Below are 23138 nucleotides of genomic sequence, written 5' to 3' on the forward strand. Positions count from 1 at the left end.
ATCAGACAATCTGTGTGAGCACTTCACAAGTACACTTCAATGGTAAGGAGGTGATCCAACCGCAGGTTCCCCTACGGTTACCTTGTTACGACTTCACCCCAGTCATGAATCACAAAGTGGTAAGCGCCCTCCCGAAGGTTAAGCTACCTACTTCTTTTGCAACCCACTCCCATGGTGTGACGGGCGGTGTGTACAAGGCCCGGGAACGTATTCACCGTAGCATTCTGATCTACGATTACTAGCGATTCCGACTTCATGGAGTCGAGTTGCAGACTCCAATCCGGACTACGACGTACTTTATGAGTTCCGCTTGCTCTCGCGAGGTCGCTTCTCTTTGTATACGCCATTGTAGCACGTGTGTAGCCCTACTCGTAAGGGCCATGATGACTTGACGTCATCCCCACCTTCCTCCGGTTTATCACCGGCAGTCTCCTTTGAGTTCCCACCATTACGTGCTGGCAACAAAGGATAAGGGTTGCGCTCGTTGCGGGACTTAACCCAACATTTCACAACACGAGCTGACGACAGCCATGCAGCACCTGTCTCAGAGTTCCCGAAGGCACTAAAGCATCTCTGCTAAATTCTCTGGATGTCAAGAGTAGGTAAGGTTCTTCGCGTTGCATCGAATTAAACCACATGCTCCACCGCTTGTGCGGGCCCCCGTCAATTCATTTGAGTTTTAACCTTGCGGCCGTACTCCCCAGGCGGTCGATTTAACGCGTTAGCTCCGGAAGCCACTCCTCAAGGGAACAACCTCCAAATCGACATCGTTTACAGCGTGGACTACCAGGGTATCTAATCCTGTTTGCTCCCCACGCTTTCGCACCTGAGCGTCAGTCTTTGTCCAGGGGGCCGCCTTCGCCACCGGTATTCCTCCACATCTCTACGCATTTCACCGCTACACATGGAATTCTACCCCCCTCTACAAGACTCTAGCTGACCAGTCTTAGATGCCATTCCCAGGTTAAGCCCGGGGATTTCACATCTAACTTAATCAACCGCCTGCGTGCGCTTTACGCCCAGTAATTCCGATTAACGCTTGCACCCTCCGTATTACCGCGGCTGCTGGCACGGAGTTAGCCGGTGCTTCTTCTGTTGGTAACGTCAATCGTTGATGATATTAGCATCAACGCCTTCCTCCCAACTGAAAGTACTTTACAACCCTAAGGCCTTCTTCATACACGCGGCATGGCTGCATCAGGCTTGCGCCCATTGTGCAATATTCCCCACTGCTGCCTCCCGTAGGAGTCTGGGCCGTGTCTCAGTCCCAGTGTGGCTGATCATCCTCTCAGACCAGCTAGGGATCGTCGCCTTGGTGAGCCATTACCTCACCAACTAGCTAATCCCATATGGGTTCATCCGATAGCGCAAGGACCGAAGTTCCCCTGCTTTGCTCCTTAGAGATTATGCGGTATTAGCTACCGTTTCCAGTAGTTATCCCCCTCTATCGGGCAGATCCCCATACATTACTCACCCGTCCGCCGCTCGTCAGCGAGAAGCAAGCTTCCCCTGTTACCGCTCGACTTGCATGTGTTAGGCCTGCCGCCAGCGTTCAATCTGAGCCATGATCAAACTCTTCAATTAAAAAGCTTGATGCTCAAAGAATGTTACTGTCGTTTGATTTCCGAAGAAACCAAATTACCTATTAGTTCATATATATGAATTAACGTGTTAGTCACTCTTCAAGACTTAAAATCAAATATTTTTTTGATAGTGTCCTGTGAGTGCCCACACAGATTGTCTGATAAATTGTTAAAGAGCGGTGCGACTTAATCTTTCGATTTTCGACTTTAGGTCGTTGTCGCGAGGTGTCGTATACTACGTTTTTTATTTAGAAAGTCAAGCGATTATTTTCAACTATTTTCTTTCTTCACCTCTGTTATCACGGGGCTTCGAGGTTTTCTTCGAGCCGGTTTGTCGTGACAACGGATGCGCATTATAGGGAGCTCCCAAAATCTCGCAAGTGTTTTTTTTAAAATAATTTCCAAGTGCTGATTTATCACCCAAAATGGTTACTTTGTGATGCTTTTTAAGGCTTTTGGTAGGTCTGCAAGGCTATTAATCACCAGATCTGCACTCGCAATAGCGTCATCTGTAACAGGTTCGCCGCTTTTTACTAATACATTTGTCCCCACAAGAGCCGCTTTACCCGCTTGCATATCTGCAAGTTTGTCGCCAACCATAATAGAAGAAGCCATATCGATGTTTAAAAATTCCTGAGCATCTAAAAGCATTCCTGGTTTTGGCTTGCGGCAATTACATTCTTGCTTATATTCTTCTACCGCTGCATCCGGGTGATGAGGGCAGAAATAGATACCATCTAAATCAACACCACGGTCGGCAAGAGACCAATCCATCCACTCAGTTAGCGTCATAAACTGGTCTTCAGTATAGATACCACGACCAATACCAGATTGATTAGTCACGACAACTAATGCATATCCCATTTTTTTGAGTTCAATCATGGCTTCAATAGCGCCATCGATAAATTCGAAGTCATCGATTTGGTGTACATAGCCATGATCGATATTAATTGTGCCATCTCTATCTAGAAAGATTGCTGGAATGCCTTTGCTCACTGCTTTACTCCTCAAACTGAAATGGTTTTTAGTATCTCATGAAAAGAAATGAAATGAGAATAGAATAAATCCATCAAACTTTATTGACTTAGACGTCTAGACGCCTTAACATCCAATACATGTTAGATACAGTATCTTGAATATAATTCGTCAGAGAATAGAAGATAGAATGATAAAGCTCTCAAATATTAATAAAGTGTTCCAGCAAGGAAACCGCAATATACAGGCACTGACTGATATCAGCCTGCATGTTCCTGCTGGTCAAATATATGGTGTCATTGGTGCATCCGGCGCAGGTAAAAGTACCTTAATTCGTTGCGTGAATATGCTGGAGCGTCCAACATCAGGGCAAGTCATTGTTGATGGACAAGATTTAACGTCTCTGCCAGAGAAAGAAGTTACAAAAGCACGCCGTGGAATTGGCATGATCTTTCAGCACTTTAATTTATTATCTTCGCGCACTGTGTTTGATAACGTGGCACTGCCACTAGAATTAGACAATACACCGAAAGAGACCATTAAACAGCGCGTTAATGAATTATTAGAGTTAGTCGGTTTATCTGAAAAGAAAGATGCTTATCCAGCGAATCTTTCTGGTGGTCAAAAACAGCGTGTGGCTATTGCCCGCGCCTTAGCAAACTCACCAAAAGTATTACTGTGTGATGAAGCAACAAGTGCATTAGATCCAGCAACGACGCGCTCTATTTTAGAATTATTGAAAGATATCAACCGTCGCTTAGGTTTAACTATCTTATTAATCACCCATGAAATGGATGTCGTGAAACGCATTTGTGACCAAGTGGCAGTGATCAGTGGCGGTCAGCTTATTGAGCAAGATAAAGTGAGTGAAGTTTTCTCTCACCCTAAAACGCCTGTTGCTCAAGCATTTATTAAGTCAACATTAGTTATCGATATTCCAGATGACTATAAAGAACGTTTGCAGCCAGAATCAGGTAAAGATCTCTCCCCGTTATTGAAACTGGAATTCACAGGGCAATCGGTGGATGCGCCATTAATCTCAATGGCCGTACGTAAATTTGATATCGATATTAATATTTTAAGCTCTCAGATTGATTATGCCGGTGGCGTTAAATTCGGTGTGATGCTGGCTGAATTACACGGCTTAGAAAATGGCATTGAGTCCACTATTACATTTTTGAAAGAGCACCATGTGAAAGTTGAGGTTTTAGGTTATGTCTGAGGGAATGATTTCACTGCTTATTTCAGGAACGATTGATACGATTATCATGACTTTCGTTTCTGCAATTTTAGGTTTTATTTTAGGTATCCCGACAGGCGTCCTACTTTATGTCACTCGTCGTGGGCAAGTTATGGAAAACACCGTTCTGTATAGCGTTATTTCTGCTGTCGTGAACGTATTCCGCTCAATACCGTTTATTATTTTATTAGTCTGGATCAGCCCGTTTACCAAATTCATCGTAGGTTCTGCGATTGGTATCGAAGGTGCGATTGTTCCATTGACTGTTGGTGCAATTCCATTTATTGCTCGCATGGTTGAAAACGCATTATTAGAAGTACCAAATGGTTTAATTGAAGCATCACGCGCTATGGGTGCAACACCGTTACAGATTATCCGCAAAGTATTACTGCCAGAATCTTTACCGGGGTTAATTAACGCAGCAACCATTACATTAATTATGTTAGTCGGTTATTCCGCAATGGGTGGTGCAGTAGGTTCCGGTGGATTAGGACAAATTGCAATGCAATATGGATACTATACTTATAATCCATTAGTTATGAATACCGTTCTGGTTCTATTGATTGTCTTAGTATTCATCATTCAGTTCACTGGTGAATATCTAATGAAAAAAGTGTCACATAAATAGTCCGTAATCTAGATAGTCAGAAACAATAGCAGCGCCAAAAAACGCTACACAGTAGTTAAGGTGCTATAAATAGTGTCTAAAGGGGTAAATTATGTCTATTAAGTTAAAATCAATTGCAGTAGTTGGCGCGCTGTTGGGAACATTAGCTCTCGCTGGCTGTGGTGAAAAACAAAAAGATCCAAATAGCATCAAAGTCGGTGTGATCATGGGCAAAGAGTTTGAAGTTGCTGAAGTTGCACAAAAAGTTGCTAAAGAAAAATATGGACTGAATGTTGAATTAGTCTCTTTCAATGACTTCGTATTACCAAACGAAGCATTAAGCAAAGGTGATATCGATGCAAACGCATTCCAACATAAGCCTTATCTGGATCAGCAAATTAAAGACCGTAACTACAAGTTAGTCCCTGTTGGAAATACCTTTATTTACCCAATCGCGGGATATTCTAAACAAATTAAATCTATTGATGAATTGGCTGATGGTTCACAAGTTGCGCTGCCAAATGACCCAACTAACTTAGGTCGTTCATTACTGTTACTGCAAAAACAAGGTTTAATTAAGTTAAAAGATGGCACAGGTTTAATGCCTACCGTGTTGGATGTTGTTGAGAATCCAAAAGGCTTAAAATTTGTTGAATTAGAAGCACCACAATTACCACGTGCTCTGGATGATCAAAAAATTGCACTGGCTATCATCAACACAACTTGGGCTAGCAGTGCAACACCAAAACTGACTCCAGCAAAAGATGGTCTGTTTGTTGAAGATAAAGATTCTCCATATGTGAACATTATTGTGGCTCGTGAAGATAATAAAGATAGCGAGAATGTGAAGAAGTTTATTCAAGCATATCAATCTAATGAAGTGGCAGAAAAGGCCAACGAAGTATTCGATGGTGGTGCAGTTAAAGGCTGGTAAGCTTTTCTCTTAAAAAAAATGTGTATAAAATGCTAGGTGACTTTATGTCACCTAGTTTTTTTGTATCATACCAACATGCATTAAACCGATTTGTTTTAAATAAATTAGCTTTAAACCGATTACATAATTAATGCGCTAGCGCAGATAATAAAAAGGTAATATTTATGAGATTGTTTTTGCTCGCCCTCGCTACATTTGCTTTAGCTGGGTGCGGAATTAATCAATACACCAGTCCCAGCATGAATAAAGGGTTTTCGAGCATGAAATTATCGAAGCCTTTGCCTGTAGAAACTGAAGAAGAAGATGTCAGTGCAGAAAACATTAAATTAATGAACAGCCCTGAAGAATTATTAGGAATGCCATTTCGTGACTTAGGTATTGTCTCTGGTGAGTCATGCAGAAAAAATGCAAAGAGTCCGCCTATTAACCTTGATTCAGCTAAAAACAGTATGTTGACGCAAGCCGCTTATATCGCTGCGGATGCCGTGTTATTACATCAGTGCCAAACCAAATCAGCACCGGGTTGTTACCAAGCAACGGTATGTGAAGGTAGCGCACTTAAAATTGTTGAATAATCAACTTATGCAATCTTTTCAATTTAATGTTATCGGGCATATCGAATCCCCTTATAAAGAAAAGTTTGCTATTCCTCGCCAGCCTGGGCTGGTTCAAAACGGCTTTGGGCGTTTGCATTTACATCCGCCATACAATGACCCCAATGCCGTTAGAGGATTAACTCAATTTAGTCATATTTGGGTGTTGTTTGTTTTTCACCAAACGATGGAAGGTGGCTGGAAACCTCTCGTACGCCCTCCTCGCTTAGGTGGCAACGATAAAATGGGTGTATTTGCCACTCGTTCAACATTTCGACCAAACCCTATCGGGATGTCATTAGTTGAATTAAAAGACGTGACTATCGAAAACAACCAAGTCATTCTTGAACTCGGTAGCCTAGATTTAGTTGATGGCACACCAGTGGTCGATATCAAACCGTATCTGCCTTTTGCTGAAGCTATTACAACAGCCAAAGCCGGTTATGCTCAAGAAGCGCCATCAGAAGATATGCAGGTTATATTTAGTACACAAGCTCAACTTGAATGTGAAAAATACCAATCTCGCTATCCCGGATTAGCCTCTTTTATTGAGCAAGTATTAAAGCAAGACCCACGTCCTGCCTATAAGAAACAATCCAATGAAGCCCGTGATTATGCGGTTCATTTATTAGATTTCAATGTGCGTTGGCGAGTGACTAATAATATCACTGAAGTGTTTGCCATCGAACGTAATGAAAAATCGCGTTAACCTCTTTTGACAAAGCATCGTCACTGGTAGACTAGCTGTTTATTCCGCTGCTTAGCAGCTTTAAATTATTGGGTAGGCGTAAGCCCTACCATGATTTGTTGTTCTAATGGAACCTATACAATGCGTACTAGCAAATATCTGCTCTCAACTCTGAAAGAGACCCCTGCGGATGCAGAAGTTATCAGCCACAAGCTGATGCTGCGTGCAGGGATGATCCGTAAACTTGCTTCTGGTCTGTATGACTGGTTACCCACTGGCGTGCGTGTTCTGCGTAAAGTAGAAAACATCGTTCGTGAAGAAATGGAAAATGCAGGCGCTATCGAGGTATCTTTACCCGTCGTTCAACCTGCTGACTTATGGCAAGAAAGTGGACGTTGGGAACAATATGGCCCTGAGTTACTGCGCTTTGTAGATCGTGGCGAGCGCCCATTTGTTTTAGGTCCAACCCACGAAGAAGTTATCACTGATTTAGTGCGTAACGAGATCACTTCATACAAACAATTACCATTGAATTTATTCCAAATTCAAACCAAATTCCGTGATGAAGTTCGTCCTCGTTTCGGTGTAATGCGTTCTCGTGAATTTATCATGAAAGATGCATACTCGTTCCACACAAGCCAAGAGTCATTGCAAGAAACTTACGATGCAATGTACCAAGCTTATAGCAAAATCTTCACCCGCATTGGCTTTGATTTCCGTGCAGTGCAAGCAGACACCGGTTCTATCGGTGGTAACGCGTCTCACGAATTCCAAGTTTTAGCACAAAGCGGTGAAGATGATGTTGTCTTCTCTACTGAATCTGATTTTGCAGCTAATATCGAATTTGCTGAAGCGGTTGCACCAAATGTTCAACGTGCAGCGCCAAGCCAAGAAATGCATTTAGTGGATACACCAAATGCAAAAACGATTGCTGAATTAGTTGAACAGTTCAATCTGCCAATCGAGAAAACCGTTAAGACTCTGATTGTTCATGCTGAGAAAGACTCTGGTCATACTTTAGTTGCCCTGTTAATTCGTGGCGACCATGAACTGAATGAAATCAAAGCAGAAAAACACCCATTAGTGGCAAGTCCTCTGCAATTTGCATCAGAAGAAGAGATCCGCAAAGCAGTTAATGCAGGTCCAGGCTCTTTAGGTCCAGTGAATATGCCAATGCCAATCGTCATTGACCGCAGCGTTGCCGTGATGAATGACTTTGGTGCAGGTGCAAATGTTGATGGTAAACACTACTTTGGCATTAACTGGGAACGTGACCTCCCACTGCCAGAAGTTTACGACCTGCGTAATGTGGTAGCGGGTGACCCAAGCCCAGATGGTAAAGGTACCCTGTTAATCAAACGCGGTATCGAAGTAGGTCATATCTTCCAGTTAGGCACAAAATATTCTGAAGCGATGAAAGCCTCTGTGCAGAACGAAGAAGGTCATAACCAAATCGTGACAATGGGTTGCTATGGTATTGGTGTAACTCGTATTGTTGCAGCAGCGATTGAGCAGAGCCACGATGAACGCGGTATTGTATGGCCAGATGCTATCGCACCATTCCACGTTGCTATCCTGCCAATGAACATGCATAAGTCTTATCGCGTTAAAGAAGTTGCTGAAAAACTGTATGCAGACCTGAAAGCACAAGGTATCGATGTTATTTTCGATGACCGTAAAGAACGCCCGGGTGTGATGTTTGCCGATATGGAACTGATTGGTGTTCCATACACTATCGTCATTGGTGACCGTAATTTAGATACTAACCAAGTTGAATATAAATCACGCCGCAGTGATGACAAACAACTGGTTGGTTTAGATAACGTGGTTAGCTTCCTGAAAGAAAAACTAGCTAAATAACCGTTACGTTAGTCTAAATAAAAAGCTCAGAGTTCAGTGTTACTGTCTCTGAGCTTTTTTATTGTCACTAAGCCTTTTTACTATATAACCAAAACGAATTCAGGTTATTTGCAAGAGCGGGTTTTATCGAACTGAATATTCCCAGTAGGAATAAATGCAGAATCAAATTGGCCATCTTCCATGGATGGGCGAATAGAATAGAAACCATCCACCTCTAAATAAACTGGCGTGCCGCCATCCACATCAGTATCACTATAAGCTTTCTCTAGTTCAATGCCTGACGTTGCATATTTACGCCCAGAACCACATTCAGTAAATATAGCGGCATCCGCCATATAACGATATTCGCCACGTTTTTTACTTGGAGTGACCTGTTTTAAGGTATGGTTCATTGAGCTCTCAATCGCTTTGCCTTCTAAATCCAGCAGTGTGATTGACTGGTTATCAGGAGATTGTGCAAAGTATGTACGCTCTGCTTTCGAGTTAGTTAATGTTAATACATTTTCCGTGCTAGACCAGTTCCCTGTTTCATGGAACATTTGGTTCCCTTCACGGGTTTCTAAATAAAGCAGTTGCTCAACATAGCTACCATCTGGATTGACTAATAATGTGGCTTCAATACCCGAACAATCTGCACAAGGAAGTACACCACTATAAACATGGTCTACAGGAGCGAAGTTCGCTTCGTTCACACTGCTTTGACAACCGGATAATGCCACAGCCCCCGCCGAAATAAGAGCCAATAAAAGTACTTTCTTCATTATAATTCCTTTCAGATCATTCAATTATTACTGTTTCGCTTATTAATACATCATAGCATTTCAAGAAATAAAAAAATAAGGTATGCAAAAATTTACAATCGGATAAATAACCAGCTAAAGATATCAGTTTAGTGAATAAGAATTTTCCTTTTCCCACGTCACTGATTATAGTTATTAAATTACTATGCTATTATCGAGCGAAGCACTTTTTGATTTAGCTTTTTATTTCATCGGTAAATGCTTAGTCGATAAATGCTAGTGTTTTTAGATAAAACAAACATGTTCAAGGCGGCAATAACCGCCACTAACACAGTGGTGAGGGAATATGTCTACAGATAATGAATATCAACCAATCAATTGTGATGATTACGAATATCTAGAAATCGCATGCCAGCGTCAATTAAAGCTGCAAATTAAGCTTAATGACGGCGAGAATATTGAAGGGCAAGCCAGTGATTTGCTCCTACGAAAAAAAATTGAGTACCTCGTCCTGATCACACAGGAAGGCACTAAGGAGCTACGACTGGATATTATCTCATCCTTCAGTCATCCTGAAATCGGCACTATCGTTGTCGACCACTCCCACTAATACTCGTTTTTTCTGAGTTTCTTCTATGCCCCTTATGGTAGTCACAGTCATAAGGGGTTTCTAATTTATAGATAGTTTATTCACGTTATTCTCTGGAAAACTCATCGGTATTAATCCAATACTCGGAATTTTGCCAATCAATAGCAATGCCAATATTATTCTCTCCCACAAATCCGTCCGGGGTAATAAAACAGCCTACTGCACAAATAAGAGTTTCATTATAGTAAATTAGTGGGGTTCTTTCCCTCATCCACGGTGCAACGCCCAGCTCTTGCCAAATTTTCTTGCTGCTACGTGAATGATGGCGACCAACAATATTTAGCGAGCCTTGCAATCCAAAGCGAACTGTCACTTTTTCTGTTTCTTGTGGTGGACGGATCTGCCCTTCTCCATCCATCACAACCAGCGTTCCCAGTGATTCAGGTAATAAATAATCCTCAGGATAATTCCACTGATATTGTTTTCCCATCAGGCTATTAATGCGCTTAACCACCCATAAAGCCCCTTGATAACGGCGAATTTCCACGTTCCCCAAACGGCAGATAGGTTCTGCATCCTGCCGAGCAAGTGCCACTTCCTGCCAAATTCGTTCTAATTGATTAAATGGCGGCATAGCAAGATGATGGAGGCCAACCCAACGGCGGATCAAGGCGTTACGCTTGGCAGCTGAACACTGGATAAGCCCATCAATATATAATCCACCACGGTAATCAATGATATCATCCAGTGAATCTTGCAGTAGCTCGTCCAGCAGCGCCTCTTGTTCTGCGCATAATGAGGCGCTTCGGGAAACTGCATTCGCAAAATGTGGCCAGCGTTCAGATAATCTTGGCATAATATGCAAGCGCAGGAAATTACGATCATATCGGTCGTCTTGATTACTATCATCTTCAACCCAAGGAAGTTGATATTCCGCTCGATAGTTTTCTAATTCATGGCGAGAAATGACTAATAAAGGTCGTAGTAGAATCGTTTTTCCATTTTTCGCTTGAAAAGGAAGTGACTCTGGCATTGAGGAAAGTCCTGCGGGTCCACTGCCTCGCTTAAGCGCCAGCATGAATGTTTCAGCTTGATCATCAAGATGCTGAGCCGTCACTAAAATCTCATCTTCAAGTAGCTCATCGCGATATGCCTGATAACGTTCAGCTCTTGCTGCTGCTTCAACACCAATCTGAGTGCTGTCTACGGTTACACGCTGGCAAATAAACGGGATATTCCATTGTTGACATAATGAAGCACAGTGAGTTTCCCACTTATCCGCTTGAATATTTAAACCATGATGAATATGAATGGCGCGGATTTCTAATGACGGTAATTCACTGAATTTTATCTGATAAAGAGCATGAAGCAATACCGTGGAGTCGATACCACCACTGAATCCAACCAGAATTTTTCGGTAGCTTCCGATTTTTTCTCGAACTGTTGCGAGAATATGCTGTGAGGATTTCGCCATTATCTTCCCTTTATTCCACTCACTTCTTAATTCAATATTATATTAAAGATAATAAAAAACGGGAGTTGGCTAAACCGACTCCCGTTTCAAAATAGAATGGATTGCACTTAATAGGTTAGCTAATTAGCAGTAACCATATCCCATCAGACGTTGATAACGACGATTTTTCAGTGCTTCTTCATCCAGAGTTTCTAACTCATTCAAGTCTTGCGTGAGTTGTGCTTTCAGAGATTCTGCAATTTCATCGTAGTTACGATGAGCGCCGCCCAGAGGTTCAGGGATCACACTATCAATCAGCTTCAGCTCTTTCAAGCGAGGCGCCGTAATACCCATCGCATCAGCCGCTAATGGTGCTTTATCGGCACTTTTCCACAGAATAGATGCGCAGCCTTCTGGTGAGATAACGGAATAGGTGCTGTATTGCAGCATATTCACTTTATCACCCACACCAATCGCTAATGCACCACCTGAACCGCCTTCACCGATCACAGTACAGATCACTGGAACGGATAAGCGAGACATTTCACGTAAGTTACGCGCAATCGCTTCGGATTGACCGCGCTCTTCTGCACCAACACCCGGATATGCACCCGGTGTATCGATAAACGTAATAATTGGCAAGTTAAAACGCTCAGCCATTTCCATCAGACGCAGTGCCTTACGGTAGCCTTCTGGTGCCGGCATACCAAAGTTACGGCGAATTTTCTCTTTCGTTTCACGGCCTTTTTGATGGCCAATAACCATCACTGGGCGGCCATCTAAACGAGCCAGACCACCAATAATCGCTTTGTCATCGGCATACGCACGATCACCCGCTAACTCTTGGTAATCTGTAAAAATACGGGAAATGTAGTCCAAAGAGTATGGACGACGTGGGTGACGAGCGAGTTTAGCAATTTGCCAAGCCCCCAGATCAGAGAAAATCTTACGTGTCAGTTCAACACTTTTTTCACGTAAACGAGCAACCTCTTCATCTAGGTTGACTTCTAAGTTGTTATCTTGACGGCTAACTGCAGTTAGGGAATCGATTTTCGCCTCTAATTCAGCAATCGGCTGTTCAAAATCAAGAAAGTCCAGACTCATAATATTCCTATTTTAGTCAAATTCTAATTCTACCTGCTCACTACCCAGCAGAGTTCGAAGGTCGTTCAGAAGGGGATCCACGGGTGTTACACGCCAAACAACGCCAAACTTAAGCTTAGCTCTGGCATCATCCTTCTGATAATACAAGTGAACCGGTATCGTGCCTGAACGGTGAGGTTCAAGCGCATTACGAAGCCGATTCAGTAATTGATCGTTAATCTGTTTATCGGACAGTGAAATTGCAAGGCCGCGCGCATACTTTTCCCTTGCTTCGCCGATATCCATCAATTCGCGCACTGTCATTTTATTACCACCATTGAAATCATCAAAGCTGACCTGACCGGTGGCAATTAAAATATTGTCTTTTTCCAACATATGTTGGTATTTATCCAGCGCATCTGAAAATAACATAATATCCAGACGACCGGAACGATCATCGAGCGTGCATATCCCAATTCGGTTTCCACGTTTGGTTGTGATCACTTTGGCAGAGAGCACTAAACCTACCACAGTTGTCACTTGACCACGAGGGGTTGGGTTCACATCTTTCAATCTCAAACCATTTGTATAACGCTCTATCTCACTTAAGTATCGCGTTATTGGGTGACCTGTCAAATAGAGACCCAACGTTTCGCGCTCACCTTCTAGCACGACTTGCTCAGGCCACTTCGGCACACTCGCGTAAGAACTTTCAACCTGCTCTGGCGCTTCGGCAAGCACCCCAAACATATCTCCTTGCCCGATAGCTTCTGCTTTCGCATGCTGATCTGCCGCTTTTAATGCATCTTCAAGGGATGACATCAAGGCCGCGCGGTGAGGACCTAAATGATCGAATGCCCCTGCCATGATCAGCTTTTCCATCACGCGGCGGTTGATCTTTTTAATATCCACGCGAGCACAAAGATCGAAAATTTCTTTAAAGATCCCACCTTGTTGGCGAGCTTCAATAATCGCTTCGATTGGCCCTTCACCAACGCCTTTAATTGCGCCGATGCCGTAAACTATCTCACCTTCATCATTCACATGGAAGTGATATAACCCACTATTGATATCTGGTGGCAATACTTTCAAGCCCATACGCCAACATTCATCAACCAGACCCACCACTTTTTCCGTGTTATCCATATCCGCAGTCATTACTGCAGCCATAAATTCAGCCGGATAGTGGGCTTTTAGCCATAATGTTTGGTACGAGACCAGCGCGTAGGCTGCGGAGTGTGATTTGTTAAATCCATAACCGGCGAATTTTTCCACCAAGTCAAAGATTTTCATCGACAATTCGCCATCTACGCCATTTTTGATGGAACCTTCCTCAAAAACGGAGCGCTGTTTTGCCATCTCTTCAGGTTTCTTTTTACCCATCGCACGACGCAACATATCCGCGCCACCGAGGGTATAGCCAGCTAAAACCTGAGCAATCTGCATAACCTGTTCTTGGTATAAGATAATACCATAAGTTGGCTCTAGAACAGGTTTTAATGATTCGTGCTGCCAATTTACATCAGGATATGAGATCTCTTCACGACCATGTTTACGGTCGATAAAGTTATCTACCATCCCCGATTGCAGCGGGCCTGGGCGGAATAGCGCCACCAGAGCGATCATATCTTCAAAACAATCCGGCTGCAGGCGTTTAATCAGATCCTTCATTCCTCGGGATTCTAATTGGAATACCGCCGTGGTTTCCGAGCGCTGCAACATATCGAAGCTTTTCTTATCCTGTAAAGGAATAGCTGCAATATCAATCGGTTCTAAATTTTGCTTGGCTCGACGGGCATTGATCATCTCCAATGCCCAGTTAATAATGGTTAGCGTACGCAGACCTAAGAAGTCGAATTTTACCAAGCCAGCATATTCGACATCGTTCTTATCGAATTGTGTAACGGGGTTATTACCTTCAGCATCGCAATAGAGCGGCGCAAAATCCGTAATTTTAGTTGGTGCAATAACTACCCCACCGGCGTGCTTACCGGCGTTACGCGTTACCCCTTCAAGCTTACGCGCCATATCGATTAGCGCTTTAACCTCTTCATCTGCTTCATAAATTTCAGGCAGCTGCGGTTCTGCTTCAAAGGCTTTTTCAAGGGTCATTCCCGGATCAGGGGGAACCAGTTTAGAAATTCGGTCAACGAAACCGTAAGGGTGACCCAGTACACGTCCCACGTCACGAATAACGGCTTTTGCTGCCATCGTACCAAAGGTAATAATCTGGGATACCGCGTCCCGCCCATACATTTGAGCAACGTGATCAATAACTTGGTCGCGTTTTTCCATACAGAAGTCAACGTCGAAGTCTGGCATTGATACCCGCTCTGGGTTCAAGAAACGCTCAAACAGTAGGTCAAGTTCAAGTGGGTCTAGGTCAGTGATTTTTAGAGCATAGGCCACTAAAGAACCCGCACCTGAGCCTCGTCCCGGACCAACAGGGACGCCGTTATCTTTCGACCACTGGATAAACTCCATCACGATCAAGAAGTAGCCGGGGAACCCCATTTGGTTGATAACGTTGAGTTCGATTTCCAAACGTTCATCATATTCAGGGCGTCTTTCTGCTCGGACTTTTTCATCTGGGAATAGGAATTTGAGGCGCTCTTCCAGACCTTCTTTTGAACGCATGACCAGAAAGTCTTCCGTTTCCATATCCCCTGTTGGGAATTTCGGTAGGAAATATTCACCAAGACGAATAGTGACGTTACAGCGCTTAGCAATCTCTACACTGTTTTCTAATGCTTCAGGGATGTCGGCAAACAGCTCGCACATCTCTTCTTCAGTACGTAAGTATTGCTGAGGGCTATAATTTTTTGGACGCTTCGGATCGGCTAACGTGAATCCATCATGAATCGCGACACGAATTTCATGGGCATCAAAATCGCTGCTTTCAATGAAGCAGACATCATTGGTTGCCACCACAGGCAGACCACGTTGGGTGGCTAGCTCAACTGCTGCATGGAGGTAGCTTTCTTCATCCGGGCGCCCTGTCCGGATAAGTTCAAGATAGTAAGCATCTGGAAAATGGGTTTGATAAAACTCAAGGCTTTCATCCACTAACGCTTGATTGCCGCGGAGTAGAAACTGCCCCACATCCCCTTTTCGACCGCCTGATAATAGGATTAAACCTTCTTTATGTTTGACAAGCCAATCCCGGTGAATCGTTGGGCCAATGGCGCCATAGCCTTTTTGGTATGCTTCGGAGATGAGTAAGGTGAGATTTTGATAGCCTTCGTTGTTGCGAGCCAGAACCGTTAAATGCGCAACCTCATCACCAAGTTGCTCACTTTCCATATAAAAATCAGCCCCAATGATTGGCTTGATACCCGCACCATGAGCCGCACCATAAAACTTCACTAACCCACAAAGGTTAGTAAAATCCGTGATGGCAAATGCAGGCATGCCCATGGCGGCGACTTTTTTCACTAATGGGACGGTTTTTGCCAGCCCATCAATCATGGAGTAGTCACTGTGAACACGTAGATGAATAAAACGAGGAGAAGCCATTAACTTTATACCTATTTTTCTTATGCCGACTATTTAATGTCTAACGCACGTCTTACAGGCGCGAAGCTTTTACGGTGAAACTCGGTAGCGCCAAACTCAGCTAATTTTTCTAAATGATACGCTGTGGGATAGCCTTTGTGTTTCGCAAAACCATATTCAGGGAAAGCTTTATCAAGCTCGACCATTTCTCTGTCTCTGACCACTTTCGCCAGAATGGATGCAGCGCTGATCTCTTGGACTAAACTATCACCTTTAACAACGGCCTGTGATGGCATGGTCAGTTTAGGGCAGCGGTTACCATCGACTAAAACGAACTCTGGTTGAATGGAAAGGCCTTCTACCGCTCTTTGCATAGCTAACATTGTGGCATGCAATATATTCAATTGATCGATTTCTTCTGGTTCTGCGCGGCCAATACACCAACACAGCGCTTTTTCTTTGATCTCATCGAACAGCTTTTCACGCTTTTTTTCGCTCAGTTTTTTTGAGTCCGCAAGCCCTTCAATCGGATTGTTGGGGTCTAAAATCACAGCAGCGGTCACGACGGCACCGACAAGCGGTCCACGTCCCACTTCATCAACGCCAGCAATTAAGTTGGCTTTTGGGTATATAAATTCCATTATTTTCTAACCAAATCTAATACAGCATCAGCGGCTTGTTGGTCTGCATCACAACGAATCAGTTGATGCAATTGTAAGAAAGTTTCCTTCAGCGCATCGACTTGCTCTCCGCCTTCCAACAATGGAAGTAACTGGTCGGCAAGCTGCTGTGGCTGGCACTCTTCTTGGAGTAGTTCTTTCACGATTTCTTTCCCTGCCAATAAATTTGGCAAAGAAACATAAGGCGTTTTGACTAAGCGTTTCGCGAGCCAGAATGTAAAGGGCTTCATACGATAGCCCACTACCATTGGACATTTGGTTAGCATACATTCTAAGGCGGCGGTGCCTGAAGCGAGTAATGTCGCATCTGCCGCAGTCATTGCATCGCGAGCCTGTCCATCCAGAATATGGACATTCAACTCTGGAGCAACCTGTTGTTTTATCTCATCGAATTGTTGGCGTCGTTTCTGATTTACCAGAGGCACAACAATATGTAGATCGGCAAAGTGGCTACTTAATAGTGTAGCGGTTTTTAAGAAATCAGCACTGAGCATTTCGACTTCAGAATGACGACTTCCCGGTAACAATGCTAAACATTTTGCAGTCGTGGGGATATTTAAACGCTCACGGGCAGCCAGTTTATCTGGATTTAAGGGGATTGAGTCCGCCATAGTGTGCCCAATAAAACGGCAAGGAACATCAAAACGGTCATAAAATGCTTTCTCAAACGGAAGAAATGCCAAGACTAAATTGGTGGAGCGACCGATTTTGAAAACGCGTTTTTGGCGCCATGCCCATACCGATGGGCTGACATAATGGATAGTTTTGATACCTTTTGATTTTAAACGACCTTCAAGGGTGATATTAAAATCAGGCGCGTCAATACCAACAAATACATCAGGTTGTAACTCAGTAAAACGCTGAGTTAGATCTTTACGGATGGATAATAAACGAGGTAAACGACCGAGGACTTCAACAATCCCCATGACGGCGAGCTCTTCCATTTCATACCAAGCTTCACAACCTTCTGCTTGCATGAGTGGGCCAGCAACACCGACAAAACGGGCATTGGGAACTTGTTGTTTTAAAGCGCGGATGAGCCCAGCGCCTAAGATATCACCAGAGGTTTCTCCGGCAACAAGGCCAATAGTAAGTGGGCGGTTGCTATTCACCAAAATTCGCTCCTTATTAAAGGCCTTTTCTTGTGTTCATCTACAGCTGAAAAAATTAACGAATAATTCCGCGCTTAGATTGTGCTGAGTCTTCTAAGAAATCACTAAATACTTTGACGTGTTCGTCAGTTTTTGCCATTTCAGCAATTTCTTCACGTGCTTCTTCTAAAGATTTCCCTGAACGATATAACGTTTTGTAAGCGTTACGAATAGCGTGCAGAGATTCTTTTTCAAAACCACGGCGTTTTAAACCTTCAAGGTTTAAACCAAATGGAGTTGCATGGTTGCCCTGTGCAATAACGTATGGAGGTACGTCTTGTGCAACACCAGAGCATCCACCGACCATTACGTGCGCACCAATCTGACAGAATTGATGCACCGCAGTCATACCACCAATAATAGCGAAATCACCAAGAGTGACGTGACCACCTAACGTTCCGTTATTCGCGATAATACAGCGGTTACCAATGATGCAGTCATGCGCAATATGGACGTTAACCATCAGTAAATTATCATTACCAATTTTAGTTAGGTCGCCGCCTTGTGTGGTTCCACGGTGGATAGTCACACTTTCACGGATGCGGTTACGGTCGCCAATCTCAACGCGAGTTGGCTCACCTTGGTATTTCAGGTCTTGGTTAATTTCACCAATCGAAGCAAATTGAAAAATAACGTTGTCACGACCAATTTTCGTGTGTCCGTTGACAACAACGTGAGATTTCAGCTCAGTACCTTCACCAATTTCAACATTAGCGCCGATATAGCAAAAAGGACCAATGCGAACATTGGCACCAATAACAGCTCCATCTTCTACAATAGATGAGGGATGAACATAGGCAGTTTTGTCAATCATATCAGACCTCACGACGACGGGCGCACATCATTTCTGCTTCGCAGGCCACTTCTCCATCAACTTTTGCAACACCTTTAAAACGTGCAACACCGCGACGTTCTTTGATAAATTCAACTTCCAGGATCATTTGGTCTCCTGGCAGAACGGGACGTTTAAAGCGTGCGTTATCAATCGCTGCAAAATAATACAATTCGCCAGGTTCAAGTTTGCCTACGCTTTTAAACGCAAGGATACCCGTAGCCTGAGCCATTGCTTCTAAAATTAAAACACCCGGGAAAATTGGTTTGCTAGGGAAATGTCCCTGAAAGAATGGCTCGTTAAAAGAGACGTTCTTTACCGCGCGCAAAGATTTACCTTCTTCAAAATCCAATACACGGTCAACCAAAAGGAATGGGTAACGGTGCGGAAGTAGTTCTAAGATTTCTTCTATATTCAGAGTATGATTATCACTCATCGAAATACTCTTCCTGTCTATTAATACTATCTAATTAATGAATCGGCCCGCTTTAACTCAAGGGTGAGTTAACAGGCAGGCCGGAAAAAACGTAACTCAAGAAACTATTTTAGCTTGAATTACCAAATAATTACTGATTTTTTTGATTTTGGCTATCTAATTCACGTTCAAGTGTCTTTAGACGCTTATTCATCTCATTGATGCTTAAGACTAAAGCCGCGGTTTTACGCCATGCTTTATTCGGCTGTAAAGGAATACCGGAAGAGTAAACTCCTGGCTCAGTAATTGGTCGCATGACCATTCCCATACCTGTTACGGTAACCTTGTCACAGATTTCCATATGACCATTGATAACACTGGCTCCGCCAATCATACAATAGCGACCGATTTTTAAACTACCAGCCATGATGACGCCACCCGCAACTGCGGTATTATCGCCTATTGTTACATTGTGCGCAATTTGGCATTGGTTATCGATGATAACGCCATTACCAATGACTGTGTTATCTAATGCGCCACGGTCAATTGTTGTACACGCGCCGATCTCAACACGAGACCCGATGATCACGGTACCTAATTGTGGGATCTTGATCCAATTACCACGATCATTGGCATAACCAAAGCCATCAGAACCGATCACTGTACCTGACTGGATCAAGCAACTTTCACCAATCTCAACATGATGGTAAACACTGACATTCGCCCATAAACGAGTGCCTGCACCAATGCGGGTATTTTTACCAATAAAACAACCTGCACCAATCACAACGTTATCGCCTAGCACAACGCCACTTTCGATAACAGCATTCGCGCCAATTGCAACATTCTGGCCAAGCTGGGCATCATCAGCGATAACCGCTGACGCATGGATATTCTCTGCCGGGGCTGGAGTGGTATCCATAATTTGCGCCATATGCGCATAAGCAAGATAAGGATTATCTACAACCAGTGCAGCAACCTTACAAGCACTCAGATCTTTTTCAGTTAATACCACAGCAGCAGCTTGGCAATCTGCCAATTTATCGCTGTAACGGCTATCAGATAAAAAAGTAATCTGCTGATTGTTCGCTGAATACATCGGTGCAATACCGGTGATGACGATATCGCCATCACCGTGTAACTGTGCATTCAACTGCTGAGCGAGGTCAGCTAATCGAATTGAAGACATCTATTATTTAACCTGTTTTTGAACCTGACTGGTGATATCGATACCATCTTTTGCATACGCAACCGCGTTTGCATCGATAACAACGTCATAGCCTTCTTTCGCTGCAACAGATTTAATAGAATCTTGGATACGGCTCAGGATCTTATTACGCTCTTCAGCTTGACGACGACGGTTGTCTTCTTCAAATTTTTGAGCTTTCTCAGCGAACTGGTCACGTTTAGTGATTAATTCTTTTTCCTGCTTTTCACGATCGCTAGTGCTCATAGTCGCACCGTCACGACGCAGTTTTTCTACGCGTGATTGCAGATCTTTTTCCAGATTCTGCAGTTCAGTAGCACGGCTTTTGAATTCACTCTCAAGCTGTTTAGCAACGGCTTCACGAGCCGGCATGTTTTGGAAAACTTCGCCAACATTCACGATAGCGATTTTTTCAGCATACGCACCCGCAGACATTGCTAAAGCAATACTCACACCCGCTGCACACAACAATTTTTTCACACTAAACTCCTTAACCCATTCTTATGGCTGGAAATTTTGGTAGCCCTCATTATTTTATGAGGGCTGATTTCGATAGAGACTGAATTATTACCAAGTTCTACCAATATTAAATTGGAACTGTTCTGATTTGTCGCCTTCGTAATCCTTGATAGGTTGCGCATAGGAGAAGACCAGAGGCCCAAGTGGCGAAATCCACTGTAAAGCAATACCCGTAGAAACACGGACGTTAGTTGCTGTACCGTAGTCAGGCATGCCTGCACGCCATGCTGGGTTAATACTGTTCCAATTGGTATCCCATACGGTTCCCGCATCTACAAACAGAGATGTACGGATCGTATTCGCATATTTCTCGTCGATAAATGGCGTTGGTGTAATCAGCTCAAATGAACCTGCATACATCGCGTTACCACCAACCGCATCGCTGGATGGACTACCCGGTTCAGGTCCGTCAACACCATTAATATTCTTCAGATAAACCGCTTTCGGACCGATATTATTCGAACGGAAACCACGGATGGTGCTAGAGCCCCCTGCATAGAAGTTCTCATAGAATGGCATTTGCTTACTACCAATACCATCACCATAGCCCGCCTGCGCGCGACCTAATACAACCCATGTTTCATCATCATTCAATGGGACGTATTGGGCGGTATCAAAACGCAGTTTGTAGTATTCGTTATCAGAACCAGGGATTGTCACTTTACCTGAAACGCTAGTTTTGTTACCCGATGTTGGGAAGAAACCACGGTTTAAGGAGTTATAAGTCCAACCTAAATTCAGTGTAAAGTCATCCGCTCTGAAGCTTTCTTTGTTACGACCATCTTTAGTCACCGGTGGGTTTTCACCCATGGATTGTAGATAGTCCCACATTGCAGCTTGCGCACGCATGTCAGACAGGTCGTTATGAACATAACCCGCACCAATACGGAAGGAGTTATTTTCATTGAATGGGAAGCTTAATGTACTATCTAAACCATACGTTTTGTTGTTATAACCAGATAAGTCCGCATCTTTCGCACTAAAGTCGTTATAGAAAATACGTCCACCCAGACTCACGCCGTTAACAGTGAAGTAAGGGTCTGTCATTGAAAACTCGACGTTTGTTGAGTAGTCATTTCGGCTAGCGTTAATGCCAACCGCATTACCTGTACCCAACCAGTTATCCTGAGTGACACCGACTTGGAAGCTCACGCCACTTTCAGTACCAAAACCAACACCAAAGTTCATTGAACCGGTATTACGTTCTTTAACTTTATAGATAACATCAACTTGGTCTGGGCTACCCGGAATACGCTGAGTTTCAACATCAACGGTTTCGAAGAAACCAGTACGGTTTAGACGCTCTTTACCTAATTCAACTAAATCGTTACCTAACCAAGCACCTTCCATTTGACGCATTTCACGGCGTAAAACGGAATCTTTACTGGTATCGTTACCTTGGAAACGAATTTGACGAACATAGAAACGGTTACCTGCATCCACGTTAACATGCAGTTTAACTGTCTTATCAGCATCATTAATCTCTGGCTGAGTCATTACACGCGGATAGGCGTAACCATAGCGACCAAATAGGTCTTTAATTTGGTTTTCCATCTGAGTCACTTGCGCACCATTGTATAACTCACCTGGTGTGATGGTGATCAGCTCTTGTATATCCGCTAAATGCTCTGCCGTATTACCATTAACATCCACGCCAGAAATCTTATATTGATCTCCTTCAGTGACATTAATCGTAATGTAGATATCTTTTTTGTCTGGTGTCAGACTCACTTGCGTTGAGTCAATATTGAAACGTGCATAACCACGATCAAGGTAGAAACTGCGCAGGGTTTCTAAGTCACCCGCCAATTTTTGTTTTTGATATTTTTGGTCAGCCGCAAGGTTCCACCATGGCACATCGTCACGTAATTGGAGTTTGTTCACCAATTCCGCTGTTGAGTAATTTTTATTACCTACGATGTTGATCTGTTGGATTTTTGCAGACACGCCTTCAGAGAATACAAATTTTAAATCCACGCGGTTACGTGGTAATGGCGTGACTACCGCTTTTACTGTCGCGTTGTATTTACCAACACTGTAATAAAAGTCCTCTAAACCTTTTTCAATATTCGCAATTTTAGTGCGGTCTAATGCTTCACCCACACGGACATTGGATGCTTCCAAGTTCTGCTTTAGCATGTCATCTTTTACAGATTTGTTACCTGTAAAAGTGATACTCGCGATGGTTGGTCGTTCTTTAACTTGAACGATCAGCGTATTTCCATCACGCAGGACCCTAACATCTTCGAAGTTACCTGTAGAGAATAGTGAGCGAATCGAACGACTAATATCTTCGTTATCGATTGAATCCCCGACCCTGACAGGCATGTTCAATAATGCTGCACCAACGGCGACGCGTTGTAGACCTTCGAAACGAATGTCTTTAACTACGAATCCGTCTGAACCGTATGCAGTGGCGCTACCTAAAAGCAGCGACGCTATGAGCAACTTTTTCATCGCCATCGTTGTTATGCGTATTCCTTACTGGTCCCAA

The 23138-nt window shown here is 43.5% G+C and carries 17 protein-coding genes, 1 rRNA gene and 2 pseudogenes; 7 read left to right on the plus strand and 13 right to left on the minus strand.

Annotated features, from left to right (window positions below; translation table 11 throughout):
• Window positions 1-43 precede the first annotated feature (43 nt).
• Both GKR74_RS09075 and gmhB read right to left on the minus strand, forming a co-directional pair.
• Window positions 44-1584: ribosomal RNA gene (locus GKR74_RS09075) — 16S ribosomal RNA — on the minus strand.
• 428 nt (window positions 1585-2012) lie between these two features.
• Window positions 2013-2579, minus strand: coding sequence for a D-glycero-beta-D-manno-heptose 1,7-bisphosphate 7-phosphatase (gmhB, locus tag GKR74_RS09080; protein ID WP_181477508.1), 567 nt, complete (start codon window positions 2577-2579; stop codon window positions 2013-2015).
• Window positions 2580-2748: 169 nt separating this feature from the next.
• Between gmhB and metN the strand changes: the two are divergent.
• The 6 genes and pseudogenes from metN to proS form a co-directional block, all read left to right on the plus strand.
• Window positions 2749-3777: pseudogene (gene metN / locus GKR74_RS09085) on the plus strand (methionine ABC transporter ATP-binding protein MetN); the annotation flags it as partial.
• Window positions 3773-4426: a methionine ABC transporter permease MetI gene (gene metI, locus GKR74_RS09090; RefSeq protein WP_036968878.1), complete on the plus strand. Its 654-nt coding sequence runs from the start codon at window positions 3773-3775 to the stop codon at window positions 4424-4426. The pseudogene metN and the gene metI, both read left to right, overlap by 5 nt.
• A gap of 91 nt (window positions 4427-4517) precedes the next feature.
• Window positions 4518-5339 (plus strand): MetQ/NlpA family lipoprotein, encoded by an 822-nt coding sequence (locus GKR74_RS09095; protein ID WP_036956390.1) that lies wholly within the window; start codon window positions 4518-4520, stop codon window positions 5337-5339.
• 164 nt (window positions 5340-5503) lie between these two features.
• Window positions 5504-5914, plus strand: a complete 411-nt coding sequence (gene rcsF, locus GKR74_RS09100; protein WP_154603333.1) for an Rcs stress response system protein RcsF — start codon at window positions 5504-5506, stop codon at window positions 5912-5914.
• 7 nt (window positions 5915-5921) lie between these two features.
• Window positions 5922-6641 (plus strand): tRNA (N6-threonylcarbamoyladenosine(37)-N6)-methyltransferase TrmO, encoded by a 720-nt coding sequence (gene tsaA, locus GKR74_RS09105; RefSeq protein WP_154603334.1) that lies wholly within the window; start codon window positions 5922-5924, stop codon window positions 6639-6641.
• Window positions 6642-6761: 120 nt separating this feature from the next.
• Entirely contained in the window at window positions 6762-8480 is a 1719-nt protein-coding gene (gene proS, locus GKR74_RS09110) for a proline--tRNA ligase (protein ID WP_154603335.1), read from the plus strand.
• A 104-nt stretch (window positions 8481-8584) separates the two neighbouring features.
• Here the strand turns inward: proS and GKR74_RS09115 are convergent, their stop codons facing one another.
• Window positions 8585-9241 carry a copper resistance protein NlpE N-terminal domain-containing protein gene (locus GKR74_RS09115; RefSeq protein ID WP_154603336.1) on the minus strand — a complete coding sequence of 219 codons (657 nt, stop codon included), beginning with the start codon at window positions 9239-9241 and terminating at the stop codon, window positions 8585-8587.
• 325 nt (window positions 9242-9566) lie between these two features.
• On the opposite strand from GKR74_RS09115, the gene rof reads away from it, so the two are divergent.
• Window positions 9567-9830 (plus strand): Rho-binding antiterminator, encoded by a 264-nt coding sequence (gene rof, locus GKR74_RS09120; RefSeq protein WP_006658392.1) that lies wholly within the window; start codon window positions 9567-9569, stop codon window positions 9828-9830.
• An 85-nt stretch (window positions 9831-9915) separates the two neighbouring features.
• Here rof and tilS read toward each other — a convergent pair whose 3' ends face one another.
• From tilS to bamA, 10 genes and pseudogenes are all read right to left on the minus strand, one after another.
• Window positions 9916-11283, minus strand: a complete 1368-nt coding sequence (tilS, locus tag GKR74_RS09125) for a tRNA lysidine(34) synthetase TilS (RefSeq protein WP_154603337.1) — start codon at window positions 11281-11283, stop codon at window positions 9916-9918.
• 123 nt (window positions 11284-11406) lie between these two features.
• A complete protein-coding gene (gene accA / locus GKR74_RS09130; protein ID WP_154603338.1) occupies window positions 11407-12366 on the minus strand; it encodes an acetyl-CoA carboxylase carboxyl transferase subunit alpha in 960 nt (319 codons plus the stop codon).
• A 12-nt stretch (window positions 12367-12378) separates the two neighbouring features.
• Window positions 12379-15861, minus strand: coding sequence for a DNA polymerase III subunit alpha (gene dnaE, locus GKR74_RS09135; RefSeq protein WP_154603339.1), 3483 nt, complete (start codon window positions 15859-15861; stop codon window positions 12379-12381).
• A gap of 29 nt (window positions 15862-15890) precedes the next feature.
• Window positions 15891-16481: a ribonuclease HII gene (gene rnhB, locus GKR74_RS09140; RefSeq protein WP_154603340.1), complete on the minus strand. Its 591-nt coding sequence runs from the start codon at window positions 16479-16481 to the stop codon at window positions 15891-15893.
• Complete coding sequence (lpxB, locus tag GKR74_RS09145) at window positions 16481-17635, minus strand: lipid-A-disaccharide synthase (protein WP_154603341.1); 1155 nt, start codon at window positions 17633-17635, stop codon at window positions 16481-16483. Before lpxB ends, rnhB begins: the two co-directional genes overlap by 1 nt.
• Before the next feature lie 52 nt (window positions 17636-17687).
• Window positions 17688-18485 (minus strand): acyl-ACP--UDP-N-acetylglucosamine O-acyltransferase, encoded by a 798-nt coding sequence (gene lpxA, locus GKR74_RS09150; RefSeq protein ID WP_108478503.1) that lies wholly within the window; start codon window positions 18483-18485, stop codon window positions 17688-17690.
• Between the two features lie 4 nt (window positions 18486-18489).
• A pseudogene (fabZ, locus tag GKR74_RS09155) lies at window positions 18490-18939 on the minus strand (3-hydroxyacyl-ACP dehydratase FabZ); the annotation flags it as partial.
• A gap of 130 nt (window positions 18940-19069) precedes the next feature.
• Window positions 19070-20107: a UDP-3-O-(3-hydroxymyristoyl)glucosamine N-acyltransferase gene (lpxD, locus tag GKR74_RS09160; protein WP_108478502.1), complete on the minus strand. Its 1038-nt coding sequence runs from the start codon at window positions 20105-20107 to the stop codon at window positions 19070-19072.
• 3 nt (window positions 20108-20110) lie between these two features.
• Window positions 20111-20605, minus strand: coding sequence for a molecular chaperone Skp (gene skp / locus GKR74_RS09165; protein ID WP_036956365.1), 495 nt, complete (start codon window positions 20603-20605; stop codon window positions 20111-20113).
• An 87-nt stretch (window positions 20606-20692) separates the two neighbouring features.
• The gene (bamA, locus tag GKR74_RS09170) at window positions 20693-23107 is read right to left on the minus strand and encodes an outer membrane protein assembly factor BamA (protein WP_154603342.1); all 2415 of its coding nucleotides are present in this window, start codon (window positions 23105-23107) and stop codon (window positions 20693-20695) included.
• Between the last annotated feature and the right edge of the window lie 31 nt (window positions 23108-23138).

This window comes from Providencia sp. wls1914 (assembly GCF_009706645.1).
In the GTDB taxonomy this organism is placed as follows: domain Bacteria; phylum Pseudomonadota; class Gammaproteobacteria; order Enterobacterales; family Enterobacteriaceae; genus Providencia; species Providencia zhijiangensis.